Annotated in this window: 21 protein-coding genes; 3 read left to right on the top strand and 18 right to left on the bottom strand. The window is 69.2% G+C overall.

The window, feature by feature from the left end; genetic code table 11:
- The first annotated feature begins 25 nt into the window (after positions 1–25).
- Together NQV15_RS10180 and NQV15_RS10185 are read left to right on the top strand one after the other, a co-directional pair.
- Positions 26–1,261, top strand: a complete 1,236-nt coding sequence (locus NQV15_RS10180; protein WP_232399713.1) for a DUF349 domain-containing protein — start codon at positions 26–28, stop codon at positions 1,259–1,261.
- A 160-nt stretch (positions 1,262–1,421) separates the two neighbouring features.
- Positions 1,422–2,369 (top strand): hypothetical protein, encoded by a 948-nt coding sequence (locus NQV15_RS10185; protein ID WP_232399714.1) that lies wholly within the window; start codon positions 1,422–1,424, stop codon positions 2,367–2,369.
- 78 nt (positions 2,370–2,447) lie between these two features.
- Here the strand turns inward: NQV15_RS10185 and NQV15_RS10190 are convergent, their stop codons facing one another.
- The 17 genes from NQV15_RS10190 to thrS all read right to left on the bottom strand — a co-directional run bounded on the left by NQV15_RS10190 (position 2,448) and on the right by thrS (position 20,205).
- Complete coding sequence (locus tag NQV15_RS10190) at positions 2,448–4,682, bottom strand: RelA/SpoT family protein (protein WP_306459376.1); 2,235 nt, start codon at positions 4,680–4,682, stop codon at positions 2,448–2,450.
- 223 nt (positions 4,683–4,905) lie between these two features.
- Complete coding sequence (locus tag NQV15_RS10195) at positions 4,906–5,436, bottom strand: adenine phosphoribosyltransferase (RefSeq protein WP_232399715.1); 531 nt, start codon at positions 5,434–5,436, stop codon at positions 4,906–4,908.
- Positions 5,437–5,464: 28 nt separating this feature from the next.
- Complete coding sequence (locus tag NQV15_RS10200) at positions 5,465–5,941, bottom strand: hypothetical protein (protein ID WP_232399716.1); 477 nt, start codon at positions 5,939–5,941, stop codon at positions 5,465–5,467.
- A gap of 80 nt (positions 5,942–6,021) precedes the next feature.
- Complete coding sequence (gene secF / locus NQV15_RS10205) at positions 6,022–7,137, bottom strand: protein translocase subunit SecF (protein ID WP_232399717.1); 1,116 nt, start codon at positions 7,135–7,137, stop codon at positions 6,022–6,024.
- Between the two features lie 8 nt (positions 7,138–7,145).
- Positions 7,146–8,816: a protein translocase subunit SecD gene (gene secD, locus NQV15_RS10210; RefSeq protein WP_232399718.1), complete on the bottom strand. Its 1,671-nt coding sequence runs from the start codon at positions 8,814–8,816 to the stop codon at positions 7,146–7,148.
- Entirely contained in the window at positions 8,816–9,106 is a 291-nt protein-coding gene (gene yajC, locus NQV15_RS10215) for a preprotein translocase subunit YajC (RefSeq protein ID WP_232399719.1), read from the bottom strand. The genes secD and yajC overlap by 1 nt, the downstream gene beginning before the upstream one ends.
- A gap of 117 nt (positions 9,107–9,223) precedes the next feature.
- Positions 9,224–10,285, bottom strand: a complete 1,062-nt coding sequence (ruvB, locus tag NQV15_RS10220) for a Holliday junction branch migration DNA helicase RuvB (RefSeq protein ID WP_232399720.1) — start codon at positions 10,283–10,285, stop codon at positions 9,224–9,226.
- On the bottom strand, positions 10,285–10,875 hold the full coding sequence (gene ruvA, locus NQV15_RS10225) for a Holliday junction branch migration protein RuvA (RefSeq protein WP_232399721.1): 591 nt from the start codon (positions 10,873–10,875) through the stop codon (positions 10,285–10,287). Before ruvA ends, ruvB begins: the two co-directional genes overlap by 1 nt.
- A complete protein-coding gene (gene ruvC / locus NQV15_RS10230; protein WP_232399722.1) occupies positions 10,872–11,420 on the bottom strand; it encodes a crossover junction endodeoxyribonuclease RuvC in 549 nt (182 codons plus the stop codon). The genes ruvA and ruvC overlap by 4 nt, the downstream gene beginning before the upstream one ends.
- A gap of 96 nt (positions 11,421–11,516) precedes the next feature.
- On the bottom strand, positions 11,517–12,278 hold the full coding sequence (locus NQV15_RS10235; RefSeq protein WP_232399723.1) for a YebC/PmpR family DNA-binding transcriptional regulator: 762 nt from the start codon (positions 12,276–12,278) through the stop codon (positions 11,517–11,519).
- 11 nt (positions 12,279–12,289) lie between these two features.
- On the bottom strand, positions 12,290–12,907 hold the full coding sequence (gene pdxT, locus NQV15_RS10240) for a pyridoxal 5'-phosphate synthase glutaminase subunit PdxT (RefSeq protein ID WP_232399724.1): 618 nt from the start codon (positions 12,905–12,907) through the stop codon (positions 12,290–12,292).
- A 355-nt stretch (positions 12,908–13,262) separates the two neighbouring features.
- Positions 13,263–14,159, bottom strand: a complete 897-nt coding sequence (pdxS, locus tag NQV15_RS10245) for a pyridoxal 5'-phosphate synthase lyase subunit PdxS (RefSeq protein ID WP_257125039.1) — start codon at positions 14,157–14,159, stop codon at positions 13,263–13,265.
- Positions 14,160–14,280: 121 nt separating this feature from the next.
- On the bottom strand, positions 14,281–15,954 hold the full coding sequence (locus NQV15_RS10250) for an FAD-dependent oxidoreductase (RefSeq protein WP_232399725.1): 1,674 nt from the start codon (positions 15,952–15,954) through the stop codon (positions 14,281–14,283).
- 3 nt (positions 15,955–15,957) lie between these two features.
- Positions 15,958–16,983 (bottom strand): AurF N-oxygenase family protein, encoded by a 1,026-nt coding sequence (locus NQV15_RS10255; RefSeq protein ID WP_232399726.1) that lies wholly within the window; start codon positions 16,981–16,983, stop codon positions 15,958–15,960.
- 93 nt (positions 16,984–17,076) lie between these two features.
- Positions 17,077–17,715, bottom strand: coding sequence for a phosphatidylinositol phosphate synthase (pgsA, locus tag NQV15_RS10260; RefSeq protein ID WP_232399727.1), 639 nt, complete (start codon positions 17,713–17,715; stop codon positions 17,077–17,079).
- The gene (locus NQV15_RS10265; RefSeq protein WP_232399728.1) at positions 17,715–18,215 is read right to left on the bottom strand and encodes an HIT family protein; all 501 of its coding nucleotides are present in this window, start codon (positions 18,213–18,215) and stop codon (positions 17,715–17,717) included. Before NQV15_RS10265 ends, pgsA begins: the two co-directional genes overlap by 1 nt.
- Before the next feature lies 1 nt (position 18,216).
- Positions 18,217–20,205: a threonine--tRNA ligase gene (gene thrS / locus NQV15_RS10270; protein ID WP_232399729.1), complete on the bottom strand. Its 1,989-nt coding sequence runs from the start codon at positions 20,203–20,205 to the stop codon at positions 18,217–18,219.
- Between the two features lie 138 nt (positions 20,206–20,343).
- Between thrS and NQV15_RS10275 the strand changes: the two genes are divergently transcribed.
- Complete coding sequence (locus NQV15_RS10275; RefSeq protein ID WP_232399730.1) at positions 20,344–22,680, top strand: PAS domain S-box protein; 2,337 nt, start codon at positions 20,344–20,346, stop codon at positions 22,678–22,680.
- A 6-nt stretch (positions 22,681–22,686) separates the two neighbouring features.
- On the opposite strand, the gene NQV15_RS10280 is transcribed toward NQV15_RS10275, so the two are convergent.
- The gene (locus tag NQV15_RS10280; protein ID WP_232399731.1) at positions 22,687–24,387 is read right to left on the bottom strand and encodes an FAD-dependent oxidoreductase; all 1,701 of its coding nucleotides are present in this window, start codon (positions 24,385–24,387) and stop codon (positions 22,687–22,689) included.
- Between the last annotated feature and the right edge of the window lie 11 nt (positions 24,388–24,398).

The raw sequence follows: 24,398 nt of genomic DNA on the forward strand, positions 1-24,398 counted from the left end.
TGCGCCTGCACCTACACTGTGGCTCATGAGCTCTGCGCCCACGAACCCCTGGGGTCGTGTCGACGACGACGGCAACGTCTACGTCAAGACATCCGACGGTGAACGACTGATCGGCCAGTGGCCCGGCGGTGACCCCGCTGAGGCGATGTCACTGTACGTCCGTCGCTTCGAAGGTCTCGAGGTCGAGGTCGACCTCCTCGAGAAGCGGCTGAAGGGCGGGACTGTCTCTCCCGACGACGCCGCCAAGGCCGTCACCAAGGTGCGCGGGCTGCTGGTCGATGCCCAGGCGATGGGCGACCTCGACTCGCTGGTCAAGCGGCTGGATGCCCTCCAGCCGGCGATCGACGAGCAGCGTGAGCAGCGCAAGGCCGAGCGGGCCGCGAAGGTCGCCGAGGCGCAGACCGAGAAGACCCGCATCGCCGACGAGGCCGAGAAGATCGCCGCCGGCAGCGACTGGAAGAACGGTGCCGACAAGCTGCGCGCCCTGCTGGATGAGTGGAAGGCGCTCCCCCGCCTGAGCAAGTCCGCCGACGACGAGCTGTGGCACCGCTTCAGCTCGGCACGCACGGCCTACACGCGCCGGCGCAAGGCCCACTTCGGTGAGCAGTCGACGCTGCGCGACGCGGCCAAGGCCGTCAAGGAGAAGCTCATCGTCGAGGCGGAGGCGCTGTCGACGTCCACCGAGTGGGGTCCCACCGCCGGCAAGTACCGCGACCTGATGACGGAGTGGAAGAAGGCCGGCTCGGCCCCCCGCAACGTCGAGGACAAGCTGTGGAAGCGCTTCCGCGCCGCCCAGGACGCCTTCTTCACCGCGCGTGACGAGGCCAACTCGGCATTGGACGCCGAGTACGAGGTCAATGCGGAGAAGAAGCTGGAGATCCTCGCCGAGGCCGAGAAGCTGCTGCCGATCAAGAACGTCGACGCCGCCCGCAAGGCGTGGCTGGACATCGCCGACCGCTGGGAGGCCGCCGGCAAGGTGCCCCGCGCCAAGATCGGCGAGTTCGAGGCCAAGATCCGCAAGGTCGAGCAGGCCGTCAAGGACGCGACCGAGAGCCAGTGGAAGAAGACCGATCCGGAGAAGTCCGCTCGGGCCGACGACATGATCGGCAAGCTGCAGCGCTCGATCGACGAGGTGGCGGAGAAGATCGCCGCTGCCGAGGCCAAGGGCGACACCAAGAAGGTCAAGGACCTCACCGCCGACCTGGAGTCCAAGCAGGCCTTCCTCGAGATGGCCAAGAAAGCCCAAGCGGACTTCTCCTGACCCGCCCCCACCGCTGACGCGTGGGTTGCGCACGCCGACGCGTGGGTTCCGCACGCTGACGCGTGGGTTGCGCTCGCTGACGCGTGGGTTGCGCTCGCTGACGCGTGGCCTGTGGACGACGGAGTCGACGGGATGCCGTGCTGGGTCGTTGGATCGGCCCATGTCAGAACTCATCAACGACGGATTTCCGTTCACCGTGGCGCAGGGTCGGAACCTGGGTTTCTCCTCAGCAGAGCTACGGCGGATGCACGCAGCGATGCAGCTCCGCCGTGAGTTCCGCGGCGTCTACGTCGACGCCCGCGTGCCCGACTCGCGCCGCGGACGCCTGCGTGCGATCAATCTCGTGACTCCCGACAACGCGGTGGTCTGCGACGAGACCGCCGCGTGGGTGCGAGGGCTCGATGTCTTCTCACCCGGAACCCGCTTCGACTTCACCCCCGCGATGCTCGTGCGCCACGGCGGCGCGCACATCGTGCATCCCGGCAGCCGCGGGCGCCAGGCCATCCTGGCGACCGGGGACGTCGAGTTCGTTGACGGCGTCCACGTGACGACCGCCGTCCGAACCGTCTCGGATCTCCTGCGCAGGATGTACCGGCCCTACGCCCTCGCCGCAGCGGATGCCTTTGCGGCCGCGGAGCTGGTGACGGCGCCCGAGGTGATCGAGTACGTCGCCAAGCTGAAGGGCTACCGCGGGATCGTCCAGGCCCGCAGCCTGGCCGCGATGATCGAGCCACGGACCCAGTCACCGGGTGAGTCGTGGCAGCGCCTGCGCATCCTGGATGCCGGGTTTCCGCCGCCAGAACCGCAGCACGAGGTCGTCGACGACTTCGGTCGCTCCTACTTCATCGACCTGCCGTACCCAGATCTGCTCATCGGCTCGGAGTACGACGGGCGCGAGTTCCACACGGACGACGCGCACCGCCAGCACGACGCCGAACGCCGCGAGTATCTCTCAGAGCTCTACGGCTGGCGGTGGGTGATCGGCACACGCCAGAGGATCTTCGGGCAGGACACATCGTTCGAGGACGAGCTGGGCGCGCTGCTCGGGATGAAGCCCATCCACCGGTGGTGGGGCACCCGTGCGCAACCCGCGCTTCGTGCGGCGTAACCCACGCATCAGCGTGCACAACCCACGCGTCAGCGTGCGCAACCCACGCGTCAGCGTGCGCAACCCACGCGTCAGCGGTTATTGGGTGAGGCGGTAGACGTCGAAGACGCCCTCGACGGTGCGGACGGCGCTCAGGACGTGGCCCAGGTGCTTGGGATCGGCCATCTCGAACGTGAACTTGGACTTCGCGACGCGGTCGCGGCCGGTCGACAGCGCAGCCGACAAGATGTTGACGTGCTGGTCCGAGATGACCCGCGTGATGTCGCTGAGCAGGCGCGGACGGTCCAGCCCCTCGACCTGGATCGCGACCAGGAAGGTGCTCTTGCCCGTCGCCGCCCACCGCACGGAGACCAGACGCTCCGGCTGGTTGCGCAACGCGATCAGGTTGGCGCAATCGGTGCGGTGCACCGAGACGCCTGTGCCACGGGTGACGAATCCTTGGACCTTGTCGCCGGGCACCGGCGTGCAGCACCTGGCCAGCTTGACCATGACGTCGCCGTCCAGCCCTTCGACGATGACACCCGCATCGCGGTTCTGGGTGCGCGGACGGGTGGCGCCGACCCCGGGCAGCGTGGTGGCCTCGGCGAGGTCCTCCTGGGCGCCGTCGCGCCCGCCGGCCAGGTCGATGACCCGCTCGACGACGTTCTGAGGGCTGGCGTTGCCCTCGCCGACCGCGGCGTACAGCATCGAGATGTCCGGCAGCTGCAGCTCCTGCGCAACGGTTGCCAGCGTCTCGTGCTTGAACAGCCGGTGCAGCGGCAGACCCTCCTTGCGCATCTGCTTGGCGATGAGGTCCTTGCCGCGCTCGATGGCCTCCTCGCGGCGTTCCTTGGTGAACCACTGCCGGATCTTGTTGCGGGCCCGCGGGCTGGCCACGAACTCCAGCCAGTCACGGCTCGGCCCGGCATCGGCCGACTTGGAGGTGAAGATCTCCACGACATCGCCGCTCTCGAGCGTCGACTCCAGCGACACGAGCCGGCCGTTGACGCGGGCGCCGATGCAGGCGTGCCCGACCTCGGTGTGGACGGCGTACGCGAAGTCGACCGGCGTGGCGTTGGCCGGCAGCTGGATGAGGTCGCCGCGCGGCGTGTACGCGTACACACCGGCGTTGTTGATCTCGAAGCGCAAGGAGTCCAGGAAGTCGACGGAGTCCGACGTCTCGGACTGCCAGTCCAGCAGCTCGCGCAGCCACAGCATCTCGTCCTTGTCGGGCGCCTTGCCACTCTTGCCGGCGGTCGCGTCCTCCTTGTACTTCCAGTGCGCGGCGACGCCGTACTCGGCGCGGCGGTGCATCGCGTACGTCCGGATCTGCAGCTCGACGGGCTTGCCCTGCGGACCGATGACCGTCGTGTGCAGCGACTGGTACATGTTGAACTTCGGCACCGAGATGTAGTCCTTGAACCGCCCCGGGATCGGGTTCCATCGGGCGTGCAGGACGCCGAGGACGCCGTAGCAGTCGGCGACCGAGTCGACCAGGATCCGCACGCCGACCAGGTCGAAGATCTCGGAGAACTCGCGGCCGCCGACCAGCATCTTCTGGTAGATCGAGTAGTAGTGCTTCGGCCGGCTCGACACCGTGGCCTTCAGCTTGACGTGCCGCAGATCGGACTCGACGTCGTTGACGACCCGTTCGAGGAACTGCTCGCGCGACGGCGCACGGTCGGCGACCAGGCGCACGATCTCGTCGTAGACCTTGGGGTGCAGGGTGGCGAAGGCCAGATCCTCCAGCTCCCACTTGATCGTGTTCATGCCGAGGCGGTGGGCCAGCGGCGCGAAGATCTCGATCGTCTCGCGGGCGATGCGCTCCTGCTTGTCCTGACGCAGGTAGCGCAGCGTCCGCATGTTGTGCAGGCGGTCGGCGAGCTTGATGACGAGCACGCGGATGTCGCGGCTCATCGCGACCACCATCTTGCGGATCGTCTCGGACTGCGCCGAGTCGCCGTACTTGACCTTGTCGAGCTTGGTCACGCCGTCGACCAGGTGACGCACCTCGTCGCCGAAGTCGGCGGTCAGCTGCTCCAACGTGTACGGCGTGTCCTCGACCGTGTCGTGCAGGAGCGCTGCGCACAGGGTGGGCGTCGTCATGCCGAGCTCGGCCAGGATGGTCGCGACGGCGAGCGGGTGGGTGATGTACGGATCGCCGCTCTTGCGCTTCTGCCCTGCGTGCATCCGCTCGGCGATGTCGTACGCCTTCTGCAGGGTCGTGATGTCGCCCTTGGGATGCGTCGCGCGGAAGACCTTGATCAGCGGGTCGAGCACCGGGTCGCACGAGCTGGACTTGCTGTTGCCGATGCGGGCCAGCCGGTTGCGCACGCGGGCAGACGTGGGCGCCTGGTCGGTGTTCTTGGACTCCACCGATGGTGCCTCGATGCGATCAGCCACGCGCGCTCCTCACTGTTGCTCCAGTCTAGTCACGCAGGCGTCAGGTGAGCTCCCCGAGCAGGGTGGCGGCGGCGCCGAGCACGAGAATGGCGACCAGGACGAGGGCCACGATCCGGACCTGTTGGGTGTTCATGGGATCTCGATTCGGTAGGTGTCAGTAGGAACGCAGCGCGGAGCAGCGGATGGGAGCCAACCGCTCGCGGCCGCCGAGGGCGAGCAGCTCGATCAGGACGAGGTTGCCGACCACGACTCCCCCGGCCTGGCTGACCAGGTCGGCCGCCGCCATCATCGTCCCACCCGTGGCCAGCACGTCGTCGACCACCAGCACCCGGGCGCCCGGCGCGAGCGCGTCGACGTGCATCTCCAGGGTCGACGAGCCGTACTCGAGGTCGTAGGAGGTGGACAGCAGGTCGGCCGGCAGCTTGCCCAGCTTGCGGACGGGCACGAAGCCCACGCCCAGGCGCAGCGCGATGGACGGACCGAACAAGAACCCGCGCGCCTCGATGCCCAGGATCGCGTCGACCGGTCCGGCCTCCTCGGCCAGGGCGACCAGCCCGTCGATGACCGCCCCGTAGGCCGCCGGGTCGCCCAGCAGCGGCGTGATGTCGCGGAAGGTGACACCCGGCTCGGGCCAGTCCTCGATCGGTCGCACGAGATCGTCGATCAGGGATTCCAGCTCGGTCACGGGGGTCCTTCCGGGGTGGGGGTCATGACTAGATCGCGCCCAGCTTCACGTTGCAGGTGTCCTTGGCCTGCTTCGCGATGGCCGCACGGGCCTCGTCGAACGCGGAGGTGTTGAGCTTTTGCAGGTCTGCCGCGAAGGTTGTCAGCTTGGTGACGTCGACGCCCGGCGGGATCTGGCCCTGCTGGACGGCCGGCAGGTCCGAGAACTTCAGTCCGGACTCCTTCAACGCCTTCTCGATCGACGTCGCCGCATCGTCGAGGCTACGCCAGTCGTCCTTCAGCTCGCTGGGCGCCTCGTCGGCCAGCCGGTGAAAGGTGTTGAGTCCTTCCTCCAGCTTGGACAGGTCACCGGTCGCGAGGTCCTCGAACACCGGCTTGGCCTTGGCGACGTCCTTGCAGTACGCGCTGGAGTCGGACCCGCTGCCGCCCCCCTCGCTGTCGCTGCCGCTGCACGCGGCCAAGGAGGTGCCCAGCAGGACGACGGTGGCCAGCGTCAGGATCTTCACGAGCACTCCTCGGCACGAGCGACGAGCGGGACCGTCCCGAGCCGTCGAACAGGTGTGCTCAAGATCATGGCACGCGGCGCCTACCGTTCGGGTCCAGAGCCGCCCTTTCCGCGCTGCGAGCGCGGCTTCCGGGACGGCTGGGCACGCTTGGCGGCACCGGACGTGCGGACGGTCCGGGCGGGGGCGACGGCGGTCGCGGTCGACGACCCGACGGAGAGCCCCTCGCCCTCCTTGGCCCGGCGAGCCATGACCCGGGCGGTCTGCGCCTTGATCGCGGGCTCCCGCTCCTTGAGCTGGACGACGAACGGCGTCGCGATGAAGATCGAGGAGTAGGTGCCGGCCGCCATGCCGACGAACAGGGCCAGCGCCAGGTCCTTCAGGGGCCCGGTGCCGAGCACCCCGGCGCCGACGAACAGCAGTGCGCCCACCGGCAGCAGCGCGGTGATCGAGGTGTTGATCGAGCGGACCAGCGTCTGGTTGACCGCGAGGTTGCCCTGCTCCGCATAGGTCTTGGTGGTCGACGACAAGATGCCCTTGGTGTTCTCGCGCACCTTGTCGAACACCACGACGGTGTCGTACAGCGAGTAGCCCAGGATCGTCAGCAGACCCGTGACGGTTGCCGGCGTGACCTCGAAGCCGGACCACGCGTACACGCCGCCGGTGATGATCAGGTCGTGCGCGAGGGCCACGATGCCGCCGGCGGACATGCGCCACTCACGGAAGTACACCCAGATGAAGATCACGACCACGACCAGGAACACGATCAGGCCGGTCAGCGCCTTGGTCGCCACCTGCTTGCCGTAGGTGGGTCCGATCAGGTTCTGGCTGACCTCGGAGGCACCCGCCTTCTCCAGCGACTGCGTGACCGCGGTGGCCTGGTCCTGCGTCAGGGCCCGGGTCTGGATCCGGATCGTGTCGGAACCGGAGGTCTGGACGGTCGGGTCGCCGGCCTCCGGGACGTCGGCGTCCTCGACGGCCTGCACCATCTCGTCGGACGTCTGGGAGTTGGCAACCTGGACCTTGGCGGTGAACTCGACACCGCCCTTGAACTCCACGCCGTAGTTGAAGCCCTTCACCACGAACCCGAGCGCCGCCAGGACGACGATGACGGCCGAGATCGAGTACCAGAGCTTGCGCCGTCCGACGAAGTCGAACGAGACGCGCCCCTCGTACAGGTGCTGGCCGAATGTGCTCATGCGACCCATCAGAGACCCTTTCCGGAGGTGCTGACTTCTTCGCGGGTACGGGCGATCTCGGTGACCTTGCGGCCCGAGATGCCCAGGTGGGCCGCGTCCAGGCCCGACAGCCTGTGCCCCTGGCCGAAGAACTTCGTCCTGGCGAGCAGGGACACCAACGGCTTGGTGAAGAAGAACACCACGAACACGTCGATCAACGTCGTGAGGCCCAGGGCGAAGGCGAATCCGCGGACCACGCCGATCGCGAAGATGAACAGGGTCACCGCCGCGATGATCGACACGGTGTCGGCGGCCAGGATGGTGCCCCGTGCCCGCACCCACCCCGCCTCGACGGCCAGGCGCAGCGACTTGCCGTCACGCACCTCGTCGCGGAGGCGCTCGAAGAACACGATGAACGAGTCTGCGGTGATGCCGATCGCGACGATCAGGCCGGCGATGCCCGGCAGCGTCAGGGTGAACCCGACTCCCCTGCCCAGCAGCAGCACCATGACGTAGGTCAGGGCCGCGGCGACGAACAGCGATCCGATGATCACCAGGCCCAGGCCGCGGTAGTACAGCAGGCAGTACACGATCACGAGCACCAGTCCGATGACGCCGGCTGCGAGCCCGGCGTCCAGCTGGGTGCCGGCCAGCGACGGCCCGATCTCCTCGCTGCCGTTGACGCTGAACGTCAGCGGCAGGGCGCCGTACTTGAGCTGGTTGGCCAGCGTCTTGGCGGTCGTGCCGTTGAAGTCACCCGAGATCTGCGACTCACCGTTGGTGAAGTGGCCGTTGGTGGTCGGCGACGTCAGGATCTCCCCGTCGAGCACCACGGCGAACTTGCTGCCCTGGGTGTTGCCGGCCTGCAGCTGCTTGTACAGCGCGTCGGTGACGGTGCTGAAGGTCTTCTTGCCCTCACCCTTGAGCTTCAGCGAGACGACCCACGAGACCTGCCCCTGGGGGACGACCGCCTCCGCGCCGCTGACGTCGGTGCCCTTGATGACGGTGGGGCTGAGGATCTCGACCTCACCGGTCTTCGTGTCACAGGTGACCAGCGGCTTGTCGGCGATGTCGTTGACATCGATCCCGTCCGGCGTGCAGACGAAGCCGGCGGCCTCCTTCTGCAGGGCGGCGATGCCCGGCTGGTACTCGGCGGGCAGCGATGCGACCCCAGTGGTCTCGGCGGCGATGATCTGGTCGAGGCTGAGCTTGGACCAGTCGAGGTCGTCGATGATCTTCTGCTGGGCGGCCACATCAGCCGGGGTGGCGGGCGTTGTCGCGCTCGTCAGGCCGCCGGCCCAGACCAGCCGGAACCGCAGCTGGGCCGTCTTGCCGACCTCGTCCACGATGTTGGCGCGCTTCTCACCCGGGATCTCGACGATGATCTGGTTGCCACCCTGCGTGGTGACCTCGGCCTCGGCGACGCCGGAGGCGTTGACCCGCTGGTCGATGATGTCGCGAGCCTGCTCGAGCTTCTCGGCCGTGATGTCACCGGACTCGGCCTTGGCCTGGAAGGTGATGCGGGTGCCGCCCTCGAGGTCGAGGCCCAGCTTGGGGTGCCAGGGACTGTCGTCGCCCTTGTCGCCCGTGATGCCGATGAGGGCCACCAGGGCGTACAACGCGACGATCGCGGCCAGGAACAGCGACAGGGTCCGCCCCGGACGGGCCCGGTTCGGGCTGCGCTTGGACGATGACGCCATCAGAGGTCGGTGCTTGCGTCGTCGTCGGGTACCGCCTCGACCACGCGCGCGACGGCGTGCCGGTTGACCGTGATGACGGTGCCGGGTGCGATCTGCAGCTCGACGGTCTCCTCACCGATCGCCGCGAGCTCGCCGAAGATCCCGCTGGTCAGCATGATCTGCTGGCCGACCTCGAGCTGACCCTGCAGGCGCTGGAAGTCGCGCTGGCGGGCCCGCGCCGGTCGGACGACCAGGAACAGGAAGGCCAGGACGAGCAGGATCAGGGGAATGATGGATGCCCAGTCGTTCACGGTGGATGCTCCGTTGCACGTGTAAGAGGGACCCGCTCGACGGGTCGTCGGCCGGTGGGCCGCCGGATAGTTTAACCCGGCAACCGTCCCATCGTGACGTGCGACACCAAGCGCGTGTCAGGCAGGGTCGTCAGGAAGCGGCAGCTGCTCGATTCCTGCGGGCACCGACAGGCCCAGGTGACGCCACGCGGCAGCGGTCGCGACGCGTCCCCGCGGCGTCCTGGCCAGGAATCCCAGCCGGACCAGGAAGGGCTCGGCGAGCTCCTCGACCGTCTCCCGCTCCTCGGCGACGGCGACGGCAAGCGTCGAGATGCCGACCGGTCCCCCGCCGAAGTTGCGGCACAGGGCCGACAGCACGGCGCGGTCCAGACGGTCCAGCCCCAGCTCGTCGACCTCGTACAGGGCCAGGGCGCCGCGGGCCACGTCGTGGTCGACGACTCCCCCGGCCCGGACCTCCGCGTAGTCGCGGACGCGGCGCAGCAGCCGGTTGGCGATTCGCGGCGTCCCACGCGAGCGCGAGGCGATCTCCCGTCCGCCGTCATCGGTGATCTCCAGGCCGAGCAGGCCCGCCGAGCGCTGGACGATGCGGTGCAGCTCGTCGGTGTCGTAGTAGTCCAGCTGGGCGGTGAAGCCGAAGCGGTCGCGCAGCGGGCTGGGGAGCAGGCCGGCGCGCGTGGTCGCGCCGACCACCGTGAACGGCGGGATCTCCAGCGGGATCGCCGTGGCGCCGGGGCCCTTGCCGACGATCACATCGACGCGGAAGTCCTCCATCGCCATGTACAGCAGCTCTTCGGCGGGCCTGGACATGCGGTGGATCTCGTCGATGAACAAGACATCGCCCTCGTTGATGCCCGACAAGATGGCGGCCAGGTCGCCGGCGTGCTGGATCGCGGGCCCACTGGTGATGCGCAGTGGGGCGGACAGCTGGTGGGCGATGATCATCGCCAGCGTGGTCTTGCCCAGTCCGGGCGGGCCCGACAGCAGCACGTGATCGGGGGTACGGCCCCGGGCCACCGCGGCCTCCAGCATCAGCGACAGCTGCTCGCGGACGCGTTCCTGCCCCACGAGCTCGTCGAGCGTGCGCGGGCGCAGCGCCGCCTCGAAGGCACGGTCCTCGGGACCGGCCTCGGCCACGATCGCCTCGAACCCGTCGCCGTCGTACCCGGTGTCGTCGTGCATCAGCGGCTCTTCGCCAGCGACCGGAGCGCATCACGCAGGATGGTCGAGACGTCGGGGCTGGCACCCGGCGGCAGCTCGGCGGCCACGGCGTCCAGGGCGGCGTCCGCGTCGCGGGCCGACCAGCCCAGCCCGAGCAGGGCTTCGTGGACCTGGGTGCGCCAGGCCGCGGCGCCGGCGGCGACCGTCGTGGTGACGCCGACCCGGTCCTTGAGCTCGACGACGATGCGCTCGGCACCCTTGCGGCCGATGCCCGGCACGGTGGTCAGCGTCGCCAGGTCGCCCTGGCCGATGGCCTGGCGCAGCCGGTCGGGGTCGAGGACCGCGAGCATCGCCTGGGCGACCTTGGGGCCCACACCGCTGGCGGTCTGCACCAGCTCGAACATGTCGCGCTCGTCGACGGTCGCGAAACCGAAGATCGTCAGCGAGTCCTCACGCACGACCATCGACGTCGACAGCTGGACCTCCTGGCCGATGCGCAGCGTCGCGATCGTGCCGGGGGTGCACATGACCTGCAGGCCCACCCCGCTGACGTCCAGGACGGCAGAGGTGAGCGTGACGGCGGCGACCCGGCCGCGGACGTGGGCGATCATCGGGTGCCCACGGCCCCGGGCGCGCGGCGCGTCCCGGCCGCAGCCGCGACAGCGGCCTCCAGCCGGTTCATCGCCCCGCCACGCCAGATGTGGCAGATGGCCAGCGCCAGGGCATCGGCCGCGTCGGCGGGCTTCGGCGCCTCGGTGAGCCGCAGCAGACGGGTCACCATCTGGGTGACCTGCGCCTTGTCGGCGCGTCCGCTGCCGGTGACCGAGGCCTTGACCTCGCTGGGCGTGTGCAGGTGGACGGGGATGCCGTGCCGCGCGGCGACCAGCATCGCGATGCCGCTGGCCTGGGCCGTGCCCATCACGGTGCGGACGTTGTGCTGGGCGAAGACCCGCTCCACCGCGACCACATCGGGGCGATGCGCCAGCACGCTGGCCTCGACCTGCTGCTCGAGCTGGTGCAGGCGGCGGGCGGTGTCGAGGTCCGCGGGCGTGCGGAACACGCCGACGTGCACCATCGTCAGGGGACGCCCGACGGTGCCGTCGACCACGCCGACGCCGCAGCGGGTCAGGCCGGGATCGATCCCGAGCACCCTCATGACCGGACCATCGCCGCAGTAGAACGCATGTTCGACAGCCTAGCCGCCCCCGACGTCACGCCGTCGGCGACGCGCCGTCGGCCGCGCCGACCCAGGTCACTGGACCTGGGCCATGACCTCGTCGGACGCGTCGAAGTTGGCGAAGACGTTCTGGACGTCGTCGCAGTCCTCCAGCGCGTCGATCAGCTTGAGGATCTTGGTCGCCGCGTCGACGTCGACGTCGACCGTCATCGTCGGCACGAACGAGGCATCGGCCGAGTCGTAGTCGAGCCCGGCCTCCTGCAGCGCCTCACGGACGGCGACCAGGTCGGTGGCCTCGCTGATGACCTCGAACGATCCGTCGAGGTCGTTGACCTCCTCGGCGCCGGCGTCCAGCACCGCTGCCAGGACGTCGTCCTCGTTGGTGGGGCCGCCCTCCTGCTCCTGCGGCACGAGAATGACGCCCTTGCGGTGGAACATGTACGACACCGAGCCGGGGTCGGCCATCGTCCCGCCGTTGCGGGTCATGGCGGTGCGGACCTCCATCGCGGCCCGGTTCTTGTTGTCGGTGAGGCACTCGATCAGCAGCGCCACACCGCCGGGGGCGTACCCCTCGTACATGATCGTCGTGTAGTCGACCGCGTCCGCGCCGACGCCGCCGCCGCGCTTGACCGCGCGATCGATGTGGTCCTTGGGGACCGAGGACTTCTTCGCCTTCTGGATCGCGTCGTACAGCGTCGGGTTGCCGTCGGGGTCAGGGCCGCCGATCCGCGCTGCGACCTCGATGTTCTTGACCATCTTGGCGAACATCTTGCCGCGCTTGGCGTCGACGATGGCCTTCTTGTGCTTCGTGGTCGCCCACTTGGAATGGCCTGACATGGCGCTGCCCCTTAACTCACGACGGACTGGTTCTGCGACTGCTTGACGAGTTCGACGAAGTAGCGATGGATGCGATCGTCGCTCCCGACTTCGGGATGGAACGAGGTCGCCATCAGGCTGCCCTGCCGGACGGCGACGATCCTACCGGCCGCCTCCCCCGTGGCGATGGTGGCAAGAACTTCGACCTCCGGTCCGACCTGTTCGACCCACGGTGCGCGGATGAACACCGCGTGCACCGGGTCGTCCAGGTGGCGGAACTCCAGCTCGCCCTCGAAGGAGTCGACCTGGCGTCCGAAGGCGTTGCGGCGGACGGTGATGTCCAGGCCGCCGAGCGTCTCCTGGCCCTCGCTGCCGTCCTCGATGCGATCGGCGAGCATGATCATGCCGGCGCACGTCCCGAAGGTCGGCATGCCGCCGCTGATCCGCTTGGCCAGCGGCTCGAACAGGTCGAAGGTCCGGGCGAGCTTGTACATCGTGGTCGACTCGCCGCCGGGCAGCACCAGGCCGTCGCAGCGCTCGAGCTCCTCGGGGCGGCGGACGCGGAAGGCATCGACGCCGAGATCGTTCAGGACGCGCAGGTGCTCGCGCACGTCACCTTGGAGGGCGAAGACACCGATTGACACTGACACCGTTCGAGCCTATCGAACGCCGTCGACTCCGTGTCGCGACGGCGGTGGCGTGAGAAGGCCGAGGCCCTCCAGGGGATACGCCACCACCGCCGCCCCCCTTCGGAATCGCTTCCGACGGGGTCCAACGGAGTGAGTGGACCGCCTGCGACGCGAACGTCCGGCGGGTCGCGCTCCCTCGAGTGCCGAGCACGATGTGGGGCACTCCCATACCCCTCGCACCCGGCACGAAGAAGCATACTCCGCCGACCCCACCGGGCGCGATCCCTGGAATCACAGCCTGTTCTCGGGCGAACCCGGGCCGCGCGCAGCGAGGCCCAGGCCGCGACGAAGTCGCGGGGAGGCGAAGTCTCCCGCCTTACCAGCCGCGCTCGGCCAGGCGGTGGGGCTCGGGGATGTCGTCGACGTTGATGCCGACCATGGCCTCACCGAGGCCACGGGAGACCTTGGCGATGACGTCGGCGTCGTCGTGGAACGTCGTGGCCTTGACGATGGCCTCGGCGCGCTGCGCGGGGTTGCCGGACTTGAAGATGCCCGAGCCGACGAACACGCCCTCGGCGCCCAGCTGCATCATCATCGCGGCGTCGGCGGGGGTCGCGATGCCACCGGCGGTGAACAGCACGACCGGGAGCTTGCCGGCCTCGGCGACCTCCTTGACCAGGTCGAACGGAGCCTGCAGCTCCTTGGCGGCGACGTACAGCTCGTCCTCGTTGAGCGACTGCAGACGGCGGATCTCGCCACCGATCTTGCGCATGTGCTGGGTGGCGTTGGAGACGTCACCGGTGCCGGCCTCGCCCTTGGACCGGATCATGGCAGCGCCCTCGGTGATGCGGCGCAGCGCCTCGCCCAGGTTGGTGGCTCCGCACACGAAGGGAACCGTGAAGTTCCACTTGTCGATGTGGTTGGTGTAGTCCGCCGGCGTCAGCACCTCGGACTCGTCGATGTAGTCGACCCCGAGGGACTGCAGCACCTGCGCCTCGACGAAGTGACCGATGCGGGCCTTGGCCATGACGGGGATCGAGACCTGCTCGATGATGCCGTCGATCAGGTCGGGGTCGGACATGCGCGCGACGCCGCCCTGCGAGCGGATGTCGGCGGGCACCCGCTCCAGCGCCATGACGGCCACGGCGCCGGCGTCCTCGGCGATCTTGGCCTGCTCGGCGTTGACGACGTCCATGATCACGCCGCCCTTGAGCATCTCTGCCATGCCGCGCTTGACGCGGGAGGTGCCGACCGTTGTTGCCTCAGTGCTCACTGCAGTGTCCTTTGTTGTACTGACCAGATGTGCCAGGGAAAGTGGTGCCGAAGATCGTCATTTCAGTCTACTCCCGGAACGCCCCGATCTGATCCCCCGGACACATCGCGGACGCGAGCGGTCAGCGACGGGCCCGGCCGGGACGACGTCTGCGGCGGCCTGGGCCATCGGCGACCGCCGCGGCCGCCACCAGCTCTGGCACGCGGACCATCTTGCGGCGCGGACGACCGGCGGGTGCACCGTCGAGTCGCTCCTGGCGGTCGATGGCCCGCCAGCCGGCGCGATCGACCGGCGCGCCCGACCGTGACTCGACCAGCTCGAGCATCGCCCGCGCCGGCCGGATCGGCGACGCCAGCCGGCCGGCGTTGGCGTCCGCCACGAGGGTGTCGACGGTCTCCTGGGCGCACGACTTGTTCGTGCCGATGAACCCGGACGGCCCGCGCTTGATCCATCCCACGACATAGCTGCCGGGCAGCCCGAGCACCCGGCCCCGCTCGTGCGGGATCGTGGCAGTGACCTCGTCGAAGGGCACCCCCGGAATTGCGGTGCCGCGGTAGCCGATCGAGCGCAGGACGAGCGTGGTCGCGATCGAGTCGGTGTCGTCGGTCGCGACAGCCCGCCTGACCCCGGCAGCGTCCGTGACCACGGCGTTGCGGCGCACCAGCACCGACTCGACGCCGTGCGTCCCCTCCAAGGACGTGGGCGACGTCGCGAACCTGAACACGATGCGGCGGGCGCCGGGACGGGCCGGCCGGGCCGCGGCGCTGCGCAGCACCTGCAGCTTCTGCTGCGTCGTCGCGTCCTCGGAGGCGGTCAGCAGGTCGTCGCCCTCGACGGCGATCGCGATGTCGTCGCGGGCGACCAGCCCGAGCAGCTCCGGCAGGGTGAATGCGGCGTCGGCGGCGCCGCGGCGACCCAGCAGGACGATCTCGCGCACGGAGCTGGCGCGCAGCGCCTCCAGCGCGTGGTCGGCGATGTCGGTGGACGACAACCGGTCCGGGTCGGTGGCCAGGATGCGCGCGACATCCAGGGCCACGTTCCCGTTGCCGACCACCACGACCCGGTCGCCACTGAGGTCGAAGGTGCGGTCGGCGTGCTCGGGATGGCCGTTGTACCAGGCCACGAAGGCCGTCGCGGTCGCGCTGCCGGGCAGGTCCTCCCCGGGGATGCCCAGCCGGCGATCGGCCGACGCACCCGTCGCGTACACCACCGCGTGGTGGTGCGCTGCCAGCTCGGCATGGGTGATGTCGGTGCCGACCTCGACGCCCAGCGCGTACGCGAACCCGTCCTGGTCCTCGATCTGCCGGAACAACCGGTCGATGCCCTTGGTGGTCTGGTGGTCGGGCGCGACACCGGCTCGCACCAGTCCGTGGGGCGTCGGCAGCCGGTCGAGCACCGTGACCCGCACGCCCGGACGCTTCAGCAGCTCATCGGCCGTGTACAGCGCGGCGGGGCCGGAGCCGACGATCGCGACCCGCAGCTCATCGCCGCCTGTGCGTGCGAGCACCGGTGCGACCGGCGCCTGGGCCGGGTGGTCGCGCGGCTCGGCATGGAACAGGGCGTTGACGTCGACGAAGGGCAGCTGGTCGTCGGTCAGCTTGTCCTGGGCGCTGATCGCGCCCACGGGGCAGGCCGTGACGCATGCCCCGCAGTCGACGCACGAGACCGGGTCGATGTAGAGCATCTCGGCCAGCCCGAAGTCCGGCTCGTCCGGCGTCGGGTGGATCGCGTTGACCGGGCAGGCGAAGACGCACGAGGCGTCGCCGCAGCATGCCTGGGTGACGACGTGGGGCACCGCTCAGACCTGCGCCGCGAACGAGACCGGCGGCTCGCTGCGGTAGCGCGAGGGACGTCCGTCGATGCGGCACAGCCGCCACATGAGCCGCGCGAGCCGGCCGCGCCGCAGACCCGCCTGGTCGGCGAGCATGCGCACGTCGCCGAACAGCTCCTGCAGGCGCTCGCGGGACTCCGGCGCGCGCCACCACAGCTGCTTCATGACGCTGCGCGGGATGCCGAACTCCCGACGGAAGGACTTCGAGGGCACCATGATCACGTCGCAGAGCACCCGCATGATGACGGGGAACAGCAGGGACATCACGAACTTCTCCCGCCGTCCCAGGCGCGGGGCGTTGCGCCGGATGTAGTGGTGCGCGAAGGAGATGTGCCGGGCCTCCTCGGCCACGTGGATCTGCATGATCCGCGACAGCACGGGCGGCAGGTCGCTGCTGCTGCGCAGGATCGCCTTCTGCGTGTGGTCGATGGGCTCCTCCCCCGCCAGCACGCCGATGAAGAAGGCGTAGGGAACGGCCGAGCCGGCCCACGGCAGCAGCCCGGCGATCTTGCGCATCAACCAGGGCATCCCCTCGACAGGAGCGCCGATGCGGTTGACGGTCTCCTGGAACATCTGCGTGTGGTGACACTCCTCGGTCGCCTCGTGCGTGAGGTAGCGGTACTCCGGCGAGCCGTTCGGCAGCGTGAAGACGTACTGCATGATGCCGCGGATGAGGATGTTCTCGAACTGCAGGCCGACCTTGAGGATGTTGGCCTGGCGCCACTGCCCGATCGCGATCTGACGCTCCAGGGACTGCGCCCGGTACCAGGGATGCGCACCCAGCGGGTCGACATCGGCCGGCAGGACCCAGCGCGGGTCGTCCGCACGGACCTGGAAGTCCGGGTCGTCCCACGGGACGTCGACGAAGGCGTCGAAGTGCCGATCGACGGAGGCCTGCGAGAGGGACCGCAGGATGTCGGCGTACTGCTCGGGGGTGACATCCGTCGGGATGTCAGGAAGGTCGACGGTCGGTTCGTCCAGCGTCTGCGACATCGGGGCTCCTCGCTGCGGGTGATGCTGTCAGCATGTTCCGTACCGAGGGTATGTGTCAACCCGAATGTCACATAGTCGATGTCATGTTTGATCTCAGGTGTCGAGTCCGGGGTTGGCGAGCGTCTGCTTGCGGACGATCGCCATGCGCTGGAAGACCGTGATGAGGCTGGCCAGCGCCAGGGCCCACAGGGTGATCTCGCGCAGCACGGGGAGATCGAACAGGCCCGACAGACCCGTCATCACCAGGATCGCCACGAGCCGGTCGGAGCGCTCCGCGATACCGCCCTTGGCCGTCATGCCGAGCGACTCGGCGCGGGCACGGGCGTACGACGTGAGGTTGCCGAGCACCAGGCACGCCAGGCTCAGCCACAGGTAGAGGTCGGCGTCGCCGAGCTGTGTCTCGCGGTCCCCGATGCCGTAGTAGACGACCAAACCGCCGAAGACGGCCGCATCGCCGACACGGTCGAGCGTCGAGTCGAGGAACGCGCCCCACTTGCTCGACTTGCCCGTCTTGCGGGCCATGTAGCCGTCCATGAGGTCGGAGAACACGAACAGCGTGATGACGAGCGTGCCCACGAAGAACTCGCCGCGCGGGTAGAACCACAGTGCGCCCGCCGACACGCCGAGCGTGCCGACCAGCGTGACCTGGTCCGGTGTCACGCCGAGCCTCAGCAGGCCGTCGGCCGGATAGGACATGATCTTCGTCCAGAACCCGCGGAATCGTTCGAGCACTAGTCCTCCTGGTTCCAGGCCTCGCGCAGCATGGCGCAGGTGTCCTCGAGGACCTGGTTCATCGTCTTGGCCTTGCCGACCACGGTCATGAAGTTCGCGTCGCCGCTCCAGCGTGGCACGACGTGCTGGTGCAGGTGCGCCGACAGCGAGCCGCCGGCGACATCGCCGAGATTGATCCCGACATTGAAGCCGTGCGGCTGGCTGACCCGGCGGATGGCGCGCAGCGCCGCCTGGGTCAGCTCGGCCACCTCGACGGTCTCGCTCCGCGTCAGGTCCGCATAGTCCGCGACGTGCCGGTTCGGCAGGACCATGAGGTGGCCGGGGTTGTACGGGTACAGGTTCAGCGCCACGAACGCCTCGGCGCCGCGATGCACCACCAGGGAGTCCTCGCCGCCGGCCAGGACGCAGAACGGGCACCGGTCGTCCTGCGGGTCGCCGGCCTCGCCGCGCACGTATGCGAGGCGATACGGCACCCAGAGGCGCTCGAGCTCGTCGCCCACGTCAGACCTGGACCCGGGTCTGGATCGCCTCGACGATGCGGGCGACGGCGTCGTCGACCGCGACGCCGTTCTCCTGCTCGCCGCTGCGGTAGCGGAACGACACGGCGCCGGCCTCGACGTCGTTGTCGCCGGCGATCAGCATGAACGGCACCTTCTGCAGCTGCGCGTTGCGGATCTTCTTCTGCATGCGCTCGTCGGAGTCATCGACCTCGACACGGATGCCCAGCTTCTTGAGCCGCTTGGCCAGCTCGTACAGATAGTCGGCGTGCCGCTCGGCGACGGGAATGCCGACGACCTGCACGGGCGCGAGCCACGGCGGGAAGGCGCCGGCGTAGTGCTCGACCAGGACGCCCATGAACCGCTCGATCGAGCCGAACTTGGCCGAGTGGATCATGACCGGCTGCTGCCGCGAGCCGTCGGCCGCGACGTACTCGAGGTTGAAGCGCTCGGCCGACGGCATGTTGAAGTCGTACTGGATCGTCGACATCTGCCAGGTGCGGCCGATCGCGTCACGAGCCTGCACCGACACCTTGGGGCCGTAGTACGCCGCTCCGCCCGGGTCGGGGACCAGCTCGAGACCGCTCTCGAGGCATACGTCCTCGAGCACCTTGGTCGCGACCGCCCACTCCTCGTCGGAGCCGATGAACTTGTCGGGCTTGGAGTCGTCGCGGGTCGACAGCTCGAGATAGAAGTCGTCGAGGCCGAAGTCGCGCAGCAGGCTCAGCACGAAGTTCAGCAGGTGGCGGATCTCGTCGGGCGCCTGCTCGGGGGTGACGTACGAGTGCGAGTCGTCCTGCGCGAAGCCGCGTACGCGGGTCAGGCCGTGGATGACGCCGGACTTCTCGTTGCGGTACACGTGCCCGAACTCGAACAGGCGCAGCGGCAGCTCACGGTACGAGCGCTGACGCGACCGGAAGATCAGGTTGTGCATGGGGCAGTTCATGGCCTTGAGCCGGTAGTCGCCGCCGTCGAGGTGCAGCGGAGGGAACATGCCCTCGCCGTAGTACGGCAGGTGACCGGAGGTGTAGAACAGTCCCTCCTTGGCCACGTGGGGGGTGCCGACGTACTCGAAGCCCTCCTCGATGTGCCGGCGGCGGACGTAGTCCTCCATCTCGCGCTTGATGACGCCACCCTTGGGGTGGAACACCGGCAGGCCCGAGCCGATCTCGTCGGGGAAGCTGAACAGGTCGAGCTCGGTGCCGAGACGACGGTGGTCGCGGCGCTGAGCCTCCTCGATGCGGTGCAAGTGCTCCTCGAGAGCTTCCTTGGTCTCCCACGCCGTGCCGTAGATGCGCTGGAGCTGCTTGTTCTTCTCGTCGCCGCGCCAGTAGGCCGCCGCGCTGCGCATCAGCTTGAACGCCGGGATGCGCTTGGTGGTCGGCAGGTGCGGGCCACGGCACAGATCGCTCCAGACGACCGATCCGTCGCGCTTGAGGTTGTCGTAGATCGTCAGGCCGCCCTCGCCGACCTCGACGCTGGCGCCCTCGGCACTCTCCACACCACTGGCGCCGGCGGTGGACTTCAGGCCGATCAGCTCGAGCTTGTAGGGCTCATCAGCCAGCTCGACCCGGGCGTCGTCGTCGGAGATCTCGCGGCGGTCGAACTTCTGACCTTCCTTGATGATCTTCTTCATCCGCGACTCGATCTTGACGAGGTCCTCGGGCACGAACGGCTCGGGCACGTCGAAGTCGTAGTAGAACCCGTCGGTGATCGGCGGGCCGATGCCGAGCTTGGCCTCCGGGAACAGCTCCTGGACGGCCTGGGCCATGACGTGCGCGGTCGAGTGACGCAGGATGTCGCGGCCGTCCGCTGAGTCGATCGCGACCGGCTCGACGGAGTCGCCGTCGGCGAGCTCGTACGCCAGGTCCTTGAGCTGGCCGTCGACGCGGGCGGCGATGACCTCGGGCGTGTCGGCGAACAGCTGCCAAGCCTTCGTGCCCTGCTCCACCGATCGGGACTCGGAGTCGACGGCGATCTGGATGTCGGACACGGTGCTACCTCTGTTCGGGTTTCGACGCGCCCTACGGATGGCGCGTGCTGCTTGGGCCCACCCTAACGCCCGGTGGCGGGGCGGAAACTTTCGACCACTGCCGCGCGGCGGGGTGCAGAGGGCAATACCCTGAACTCCATGGCAACTTCGCGGCCGACCGTCGTAGTCATCGACGACGCACCCGAGGTGCGCGCACTCGTCAAGACCCGTCTGCGGTTGTCCGGCCTGCTGGACGTGGTCGCTGACGGAGCCGACGGCACCGAGGCGATCTCCTTGGCCCACCTGCACCAGCCGACCCTGATGCTGCTGGACATGTCGATGCCGTCGATGGATGGGATCGACGCCCTGAACGGCGTCCTGGCGGTCTCCCCCGACACCCGCGTGGCGGTGTTCACCGGCTTCGACGCCGACGGGCTCGGAGATCTCGCGATCGACATGGGTGCTGCGGCGTTCTTCCAGAAGTCCGACGACCTGGACACCCTGGCCGAGCGCCTGCTCGCGGTCGCGCAGGGCGAGCCGCCGCGGCTGCCCGCCGACCTGCCGCCCCGGCCGCAGACAGCCACCGGCGACCGGCCCTCCCACGACCGGGCCGTCCTCAACGAGCACCTCGAGCGGTTCCGCGAGGTGTTCGACGAGGCGGCGATCGGCATGGCGACGCTGACTCTGACCGGAGGGATCGTCCGGGCGAACCGGGCCTTCGGCTCGCTGGTCCAGCACCCGCACGAGGATCTGGCCGGCGTCGACTACGCGGCCCTCATGGCCGGTCAGGGGGCCCTGCTGGACGATGCCCTGGAGCGGATCAACAAGGAGGCGGTCGAGCTCATCCAGGTCGAGCACCTGGTGTCCGGTGCCCGCTCCTCGCGCCGCGTCCTGGCGACGCTGGCCCCGGTGCGCGACTCCAGCGGTCAGGCCCTGTACGTCTTCCTGCAGCTGCGCGACATCACCGAGCAGCGCGCGGCCGAGGACGAGCTGCGCAGCAGCGAGGAGCGCTTCCGGCTGCTGGTCGAGGCGGTCGAGGACTACGCGATCTTCATGCTCTCCCCAGACGGGATCGTGTCGAGCTGGAACGCCGGCGCCGAGCGCACCAAGGGATACCGGGCCGACGAGATCATCGGCCGGCACTTCCGGACGTTCTACGACGAGCAGCTCCAGCGCTCGGGTCACCCCGAACGCGAGCTGGAGATGGCGCTGCGCGACGGTCAGTACTCCGAGGAGGGCTGGCGGGTCCGCAAGGACGGCTCGAAGTTCTGGGCGCACGTCCTGATCACCGCCCTGTTCGACAGCGGTGGCAATCACGTGGGCTTCAGCAAGGTGACCCGCGACATCACGCCGTCGCGCGCCGCGCAGGAGTCGCTGCGTCAGAGCGAGGAGCGGTTCCGGCTGATCGTCGACGCGGTCCGCGACTACGCGATCTTCATGCTCGACCCGACCGGCCACATCGCCAGCTGGAACGCCGGCGCCCAGCGCACCAAGGGCTACACGGCCTCCGAGATCGTCGGGCAGCACTTCCGGGTGTTCTACCCGCCGGAGCTGCAGGAGTCACGGCACCCCGAGCACGAGCTCGAGCTGGCGCTGCGGGACGGCAGCTACTCAGAGGAGGGCTGGCGCGTCCGCAGGGACGGCACCCGGTTCTGGGCCCACGTGACCATCACGGCGGTCTTCAACGAGGTCGGCGACCACCTGGGGTTCTCGAAGGTCACCCGGGACACCACCGCGCAACGCATCGCGGAGCAGGAACGCGAGCAGGCGGCCAAGGAGCTGGCCGCGGCGAACACATCCCTGAAGTCGCTGAACTCCCAGCTGCAGCACGCCGCCTCCGACCAGTCGCAGTTCCTGGCGGTCACCGCCCACGAGCTGCGCACCCCCGTCGCGGTGCTCGGCGGGACGGCGAACCTGCTGTCCAAGCACTGGTCGGAGCTGGGCGAGAGCGAGCGGCAGACCCTGCTGGAGGGGATGACCAGCAGCGCGGGCCGGCTGCAACGGCTGCTGTCGGACCTGCTGACCGCCTCCAAGCTCGATGCCAGCGCCCTGCGTCTCGAGCTGGCACCCACGTCGTTGACCCAGGTCGTCACGGTGGCCGTCCAGTCGGTGCGGCGCACCGCACCGGACGCGGACGTCACCGTCACGCCGCACGAGGACGTCATCGTGAACGCCGATGCCGCACGCCTGGCGCAGGCCATGGACAACCTGCTGGAGAACGCCCTGCGGCACGGCCGGTCACCGGTGTGCGTCGAGGTCGACCGTCAGGGCGATGTCGCCCGGGTCCGCGTCATCGACCGCGGCCCCGGAGTCCGCGCCGACGTCCGGCCCCGACTGTTCCAGCGATTCGCCACGGGCGACGAGATCACCGGAACGGGCCTGGGCCTGTTCATCGTGCGTGAGCTGGCCAGGGCCCACGGCGGCGACGCGGACTACGAGGACCCGACGCCCGAGCGTCCGGCCGGCGCCTTCCTGCTCACCCTGCCGACCGCCTGAGCGTCCTCACGCCCGCGGGGGGACCGTCGGCACCGGGATGAGCAGGGCAGCCGGCGCGCCCGCGGGCACGGCGGGCTTGACCGGCGCGACGACCGGGACGCGGACGTAGGGCTCGCCCAGCGCCGGCCGGGCATCCACCTCGCCCTTGTTGGGCCACAGCGCCATGGCGCGCTCGGCCTGGGCGGTGATGGTCAGCGAGGGGTTGACGCCGAGGTTGGCCGTGATCGCCGAGCCGTCCGCGATGTGCAGGCCCGGGTACCCGAACACCCGCTGGTAGGGATCGATCACGCCGGTCTTGGGCGACTCGCCGATGACGCACCCGCCGATGAAGTGGGCGGTCATCGGGATGCCGGCCAGGTCGGCGGTCGAGCTGCCGGCGTTGCCACCGATCTCGCGGGCCAGGTCACGGGCGACCTTGTTGGCCATCGGGATCCAGCTGGGGTTGGGATCGCCCACGCCCTGCTTGCTGGTCATGCGCCGGCCCAGCAGGCCGCGCTTGACGTAGGTCGTGATCGAGTTGTCGAGGGTCTGCATGACCAGCACGACGATCGACTGCTCGGCCCAGCGGCGCGGGTTGTGGATCGCGAGCGCGCTCCGCAGGCCCAGGGTGCGATACGCGAGCCAGACCGCGGCGAGCCGAGATCCCTCGTGGCCGCCGTCCACGAGCGGGGCGTTGATGAGCCCCAGCGCGCTCGAGCCCTGACCGTAGCGACAGACCTCCACGTGGGTGTCCTCGTCGGGGTGGAACGAGGAGGTGATCGCGATGCCGGGCGTGAAGTTGGCGTCCTTGCGCATCGAGCGCGCCGTCAGCACGGCCTCGGAGTTGGTGCGGCTCAGCTCGCCGATGCGCGGGGAGAGATTCGGCAGCGACTCCTCCTTCAGCTTGTGCAGCAGGCGCTGAGTGCTCAGCGCGTTGCCGGCGAAGACCACGTGGTCGGCGGTGAAGGTGCGCCGGCTCAGCGGGTTTCCGGTCCGGCGGGTGCGGACGGTGTAGCCGCCCTTGCCCCGCGGACGCACGTCGGTCACGGTCGTGAGCGGATGCACGACGGCGCCCGCCGCCTCGGCCAGGTGCAGGTAGTTCTTGACCAGGGTGTTCTTGGCGTTGTGCGGGCACCCGGTCATGCAGGCGCCGCAGTCGATGCAGGTCTTGCGGCTCGGGCCGGCGCCACCGAAGAACGGATCGGGGACCTCCTGGCCGGGCTCGTCACCGAACAGCACGCCGACGTCGGTGGGGTGGAAGGTCTCCTCGACGCCGTAGTCCTTCGCCAGGGCACGGAGGTGCTCGTCGGCGGTGCTGTTGCCCGGGTACGTGGCGACGCCGAGCATCTTCTTGGCCTGCGCGTAGTGCGGCGCGAGCTCGTCCTTCCAGTCGGTCAGGTGCGCCCACTGGCGGTCGCGGTAGAACGCGTCGAGCGGCTCGTAGAGCGTGTTGGCGTACACCAGCGACCCGCCGCCCACCCCGGTGCCGCTGGCGATGAGGACATCTCGCAGCAAGGTGATGCGCATGATGCCGAAGCACCGGGCCCACGGCGCCCACAGGTAGCGCGACAGCTGCCAGTTGTTGCGGGGCAGCTCGTGGTCCTCAAACCGGCGGCCGGCCTCCATGACACCGACGCGGTAGCCCTTCTCCGTCAGCCGCAGTGCGGCGACGCTGCCGCCGAAACCGGATCCGACCACCAGGACGTCATAGTGCTCACGCTTGCTCATGACCGGGAGCA

The organism is Aeromicrobium wangtongii, from assembly GCF_024584515.1.
In the GTDB taxonomy this organism is placed as follows: domain Bacteria; phylum Actinomycetota; class Actinomycetes; order Propionibacteriales; family Nocardioidaceae; genus Aeromicrobium; species Aeromicrobium wangtongii.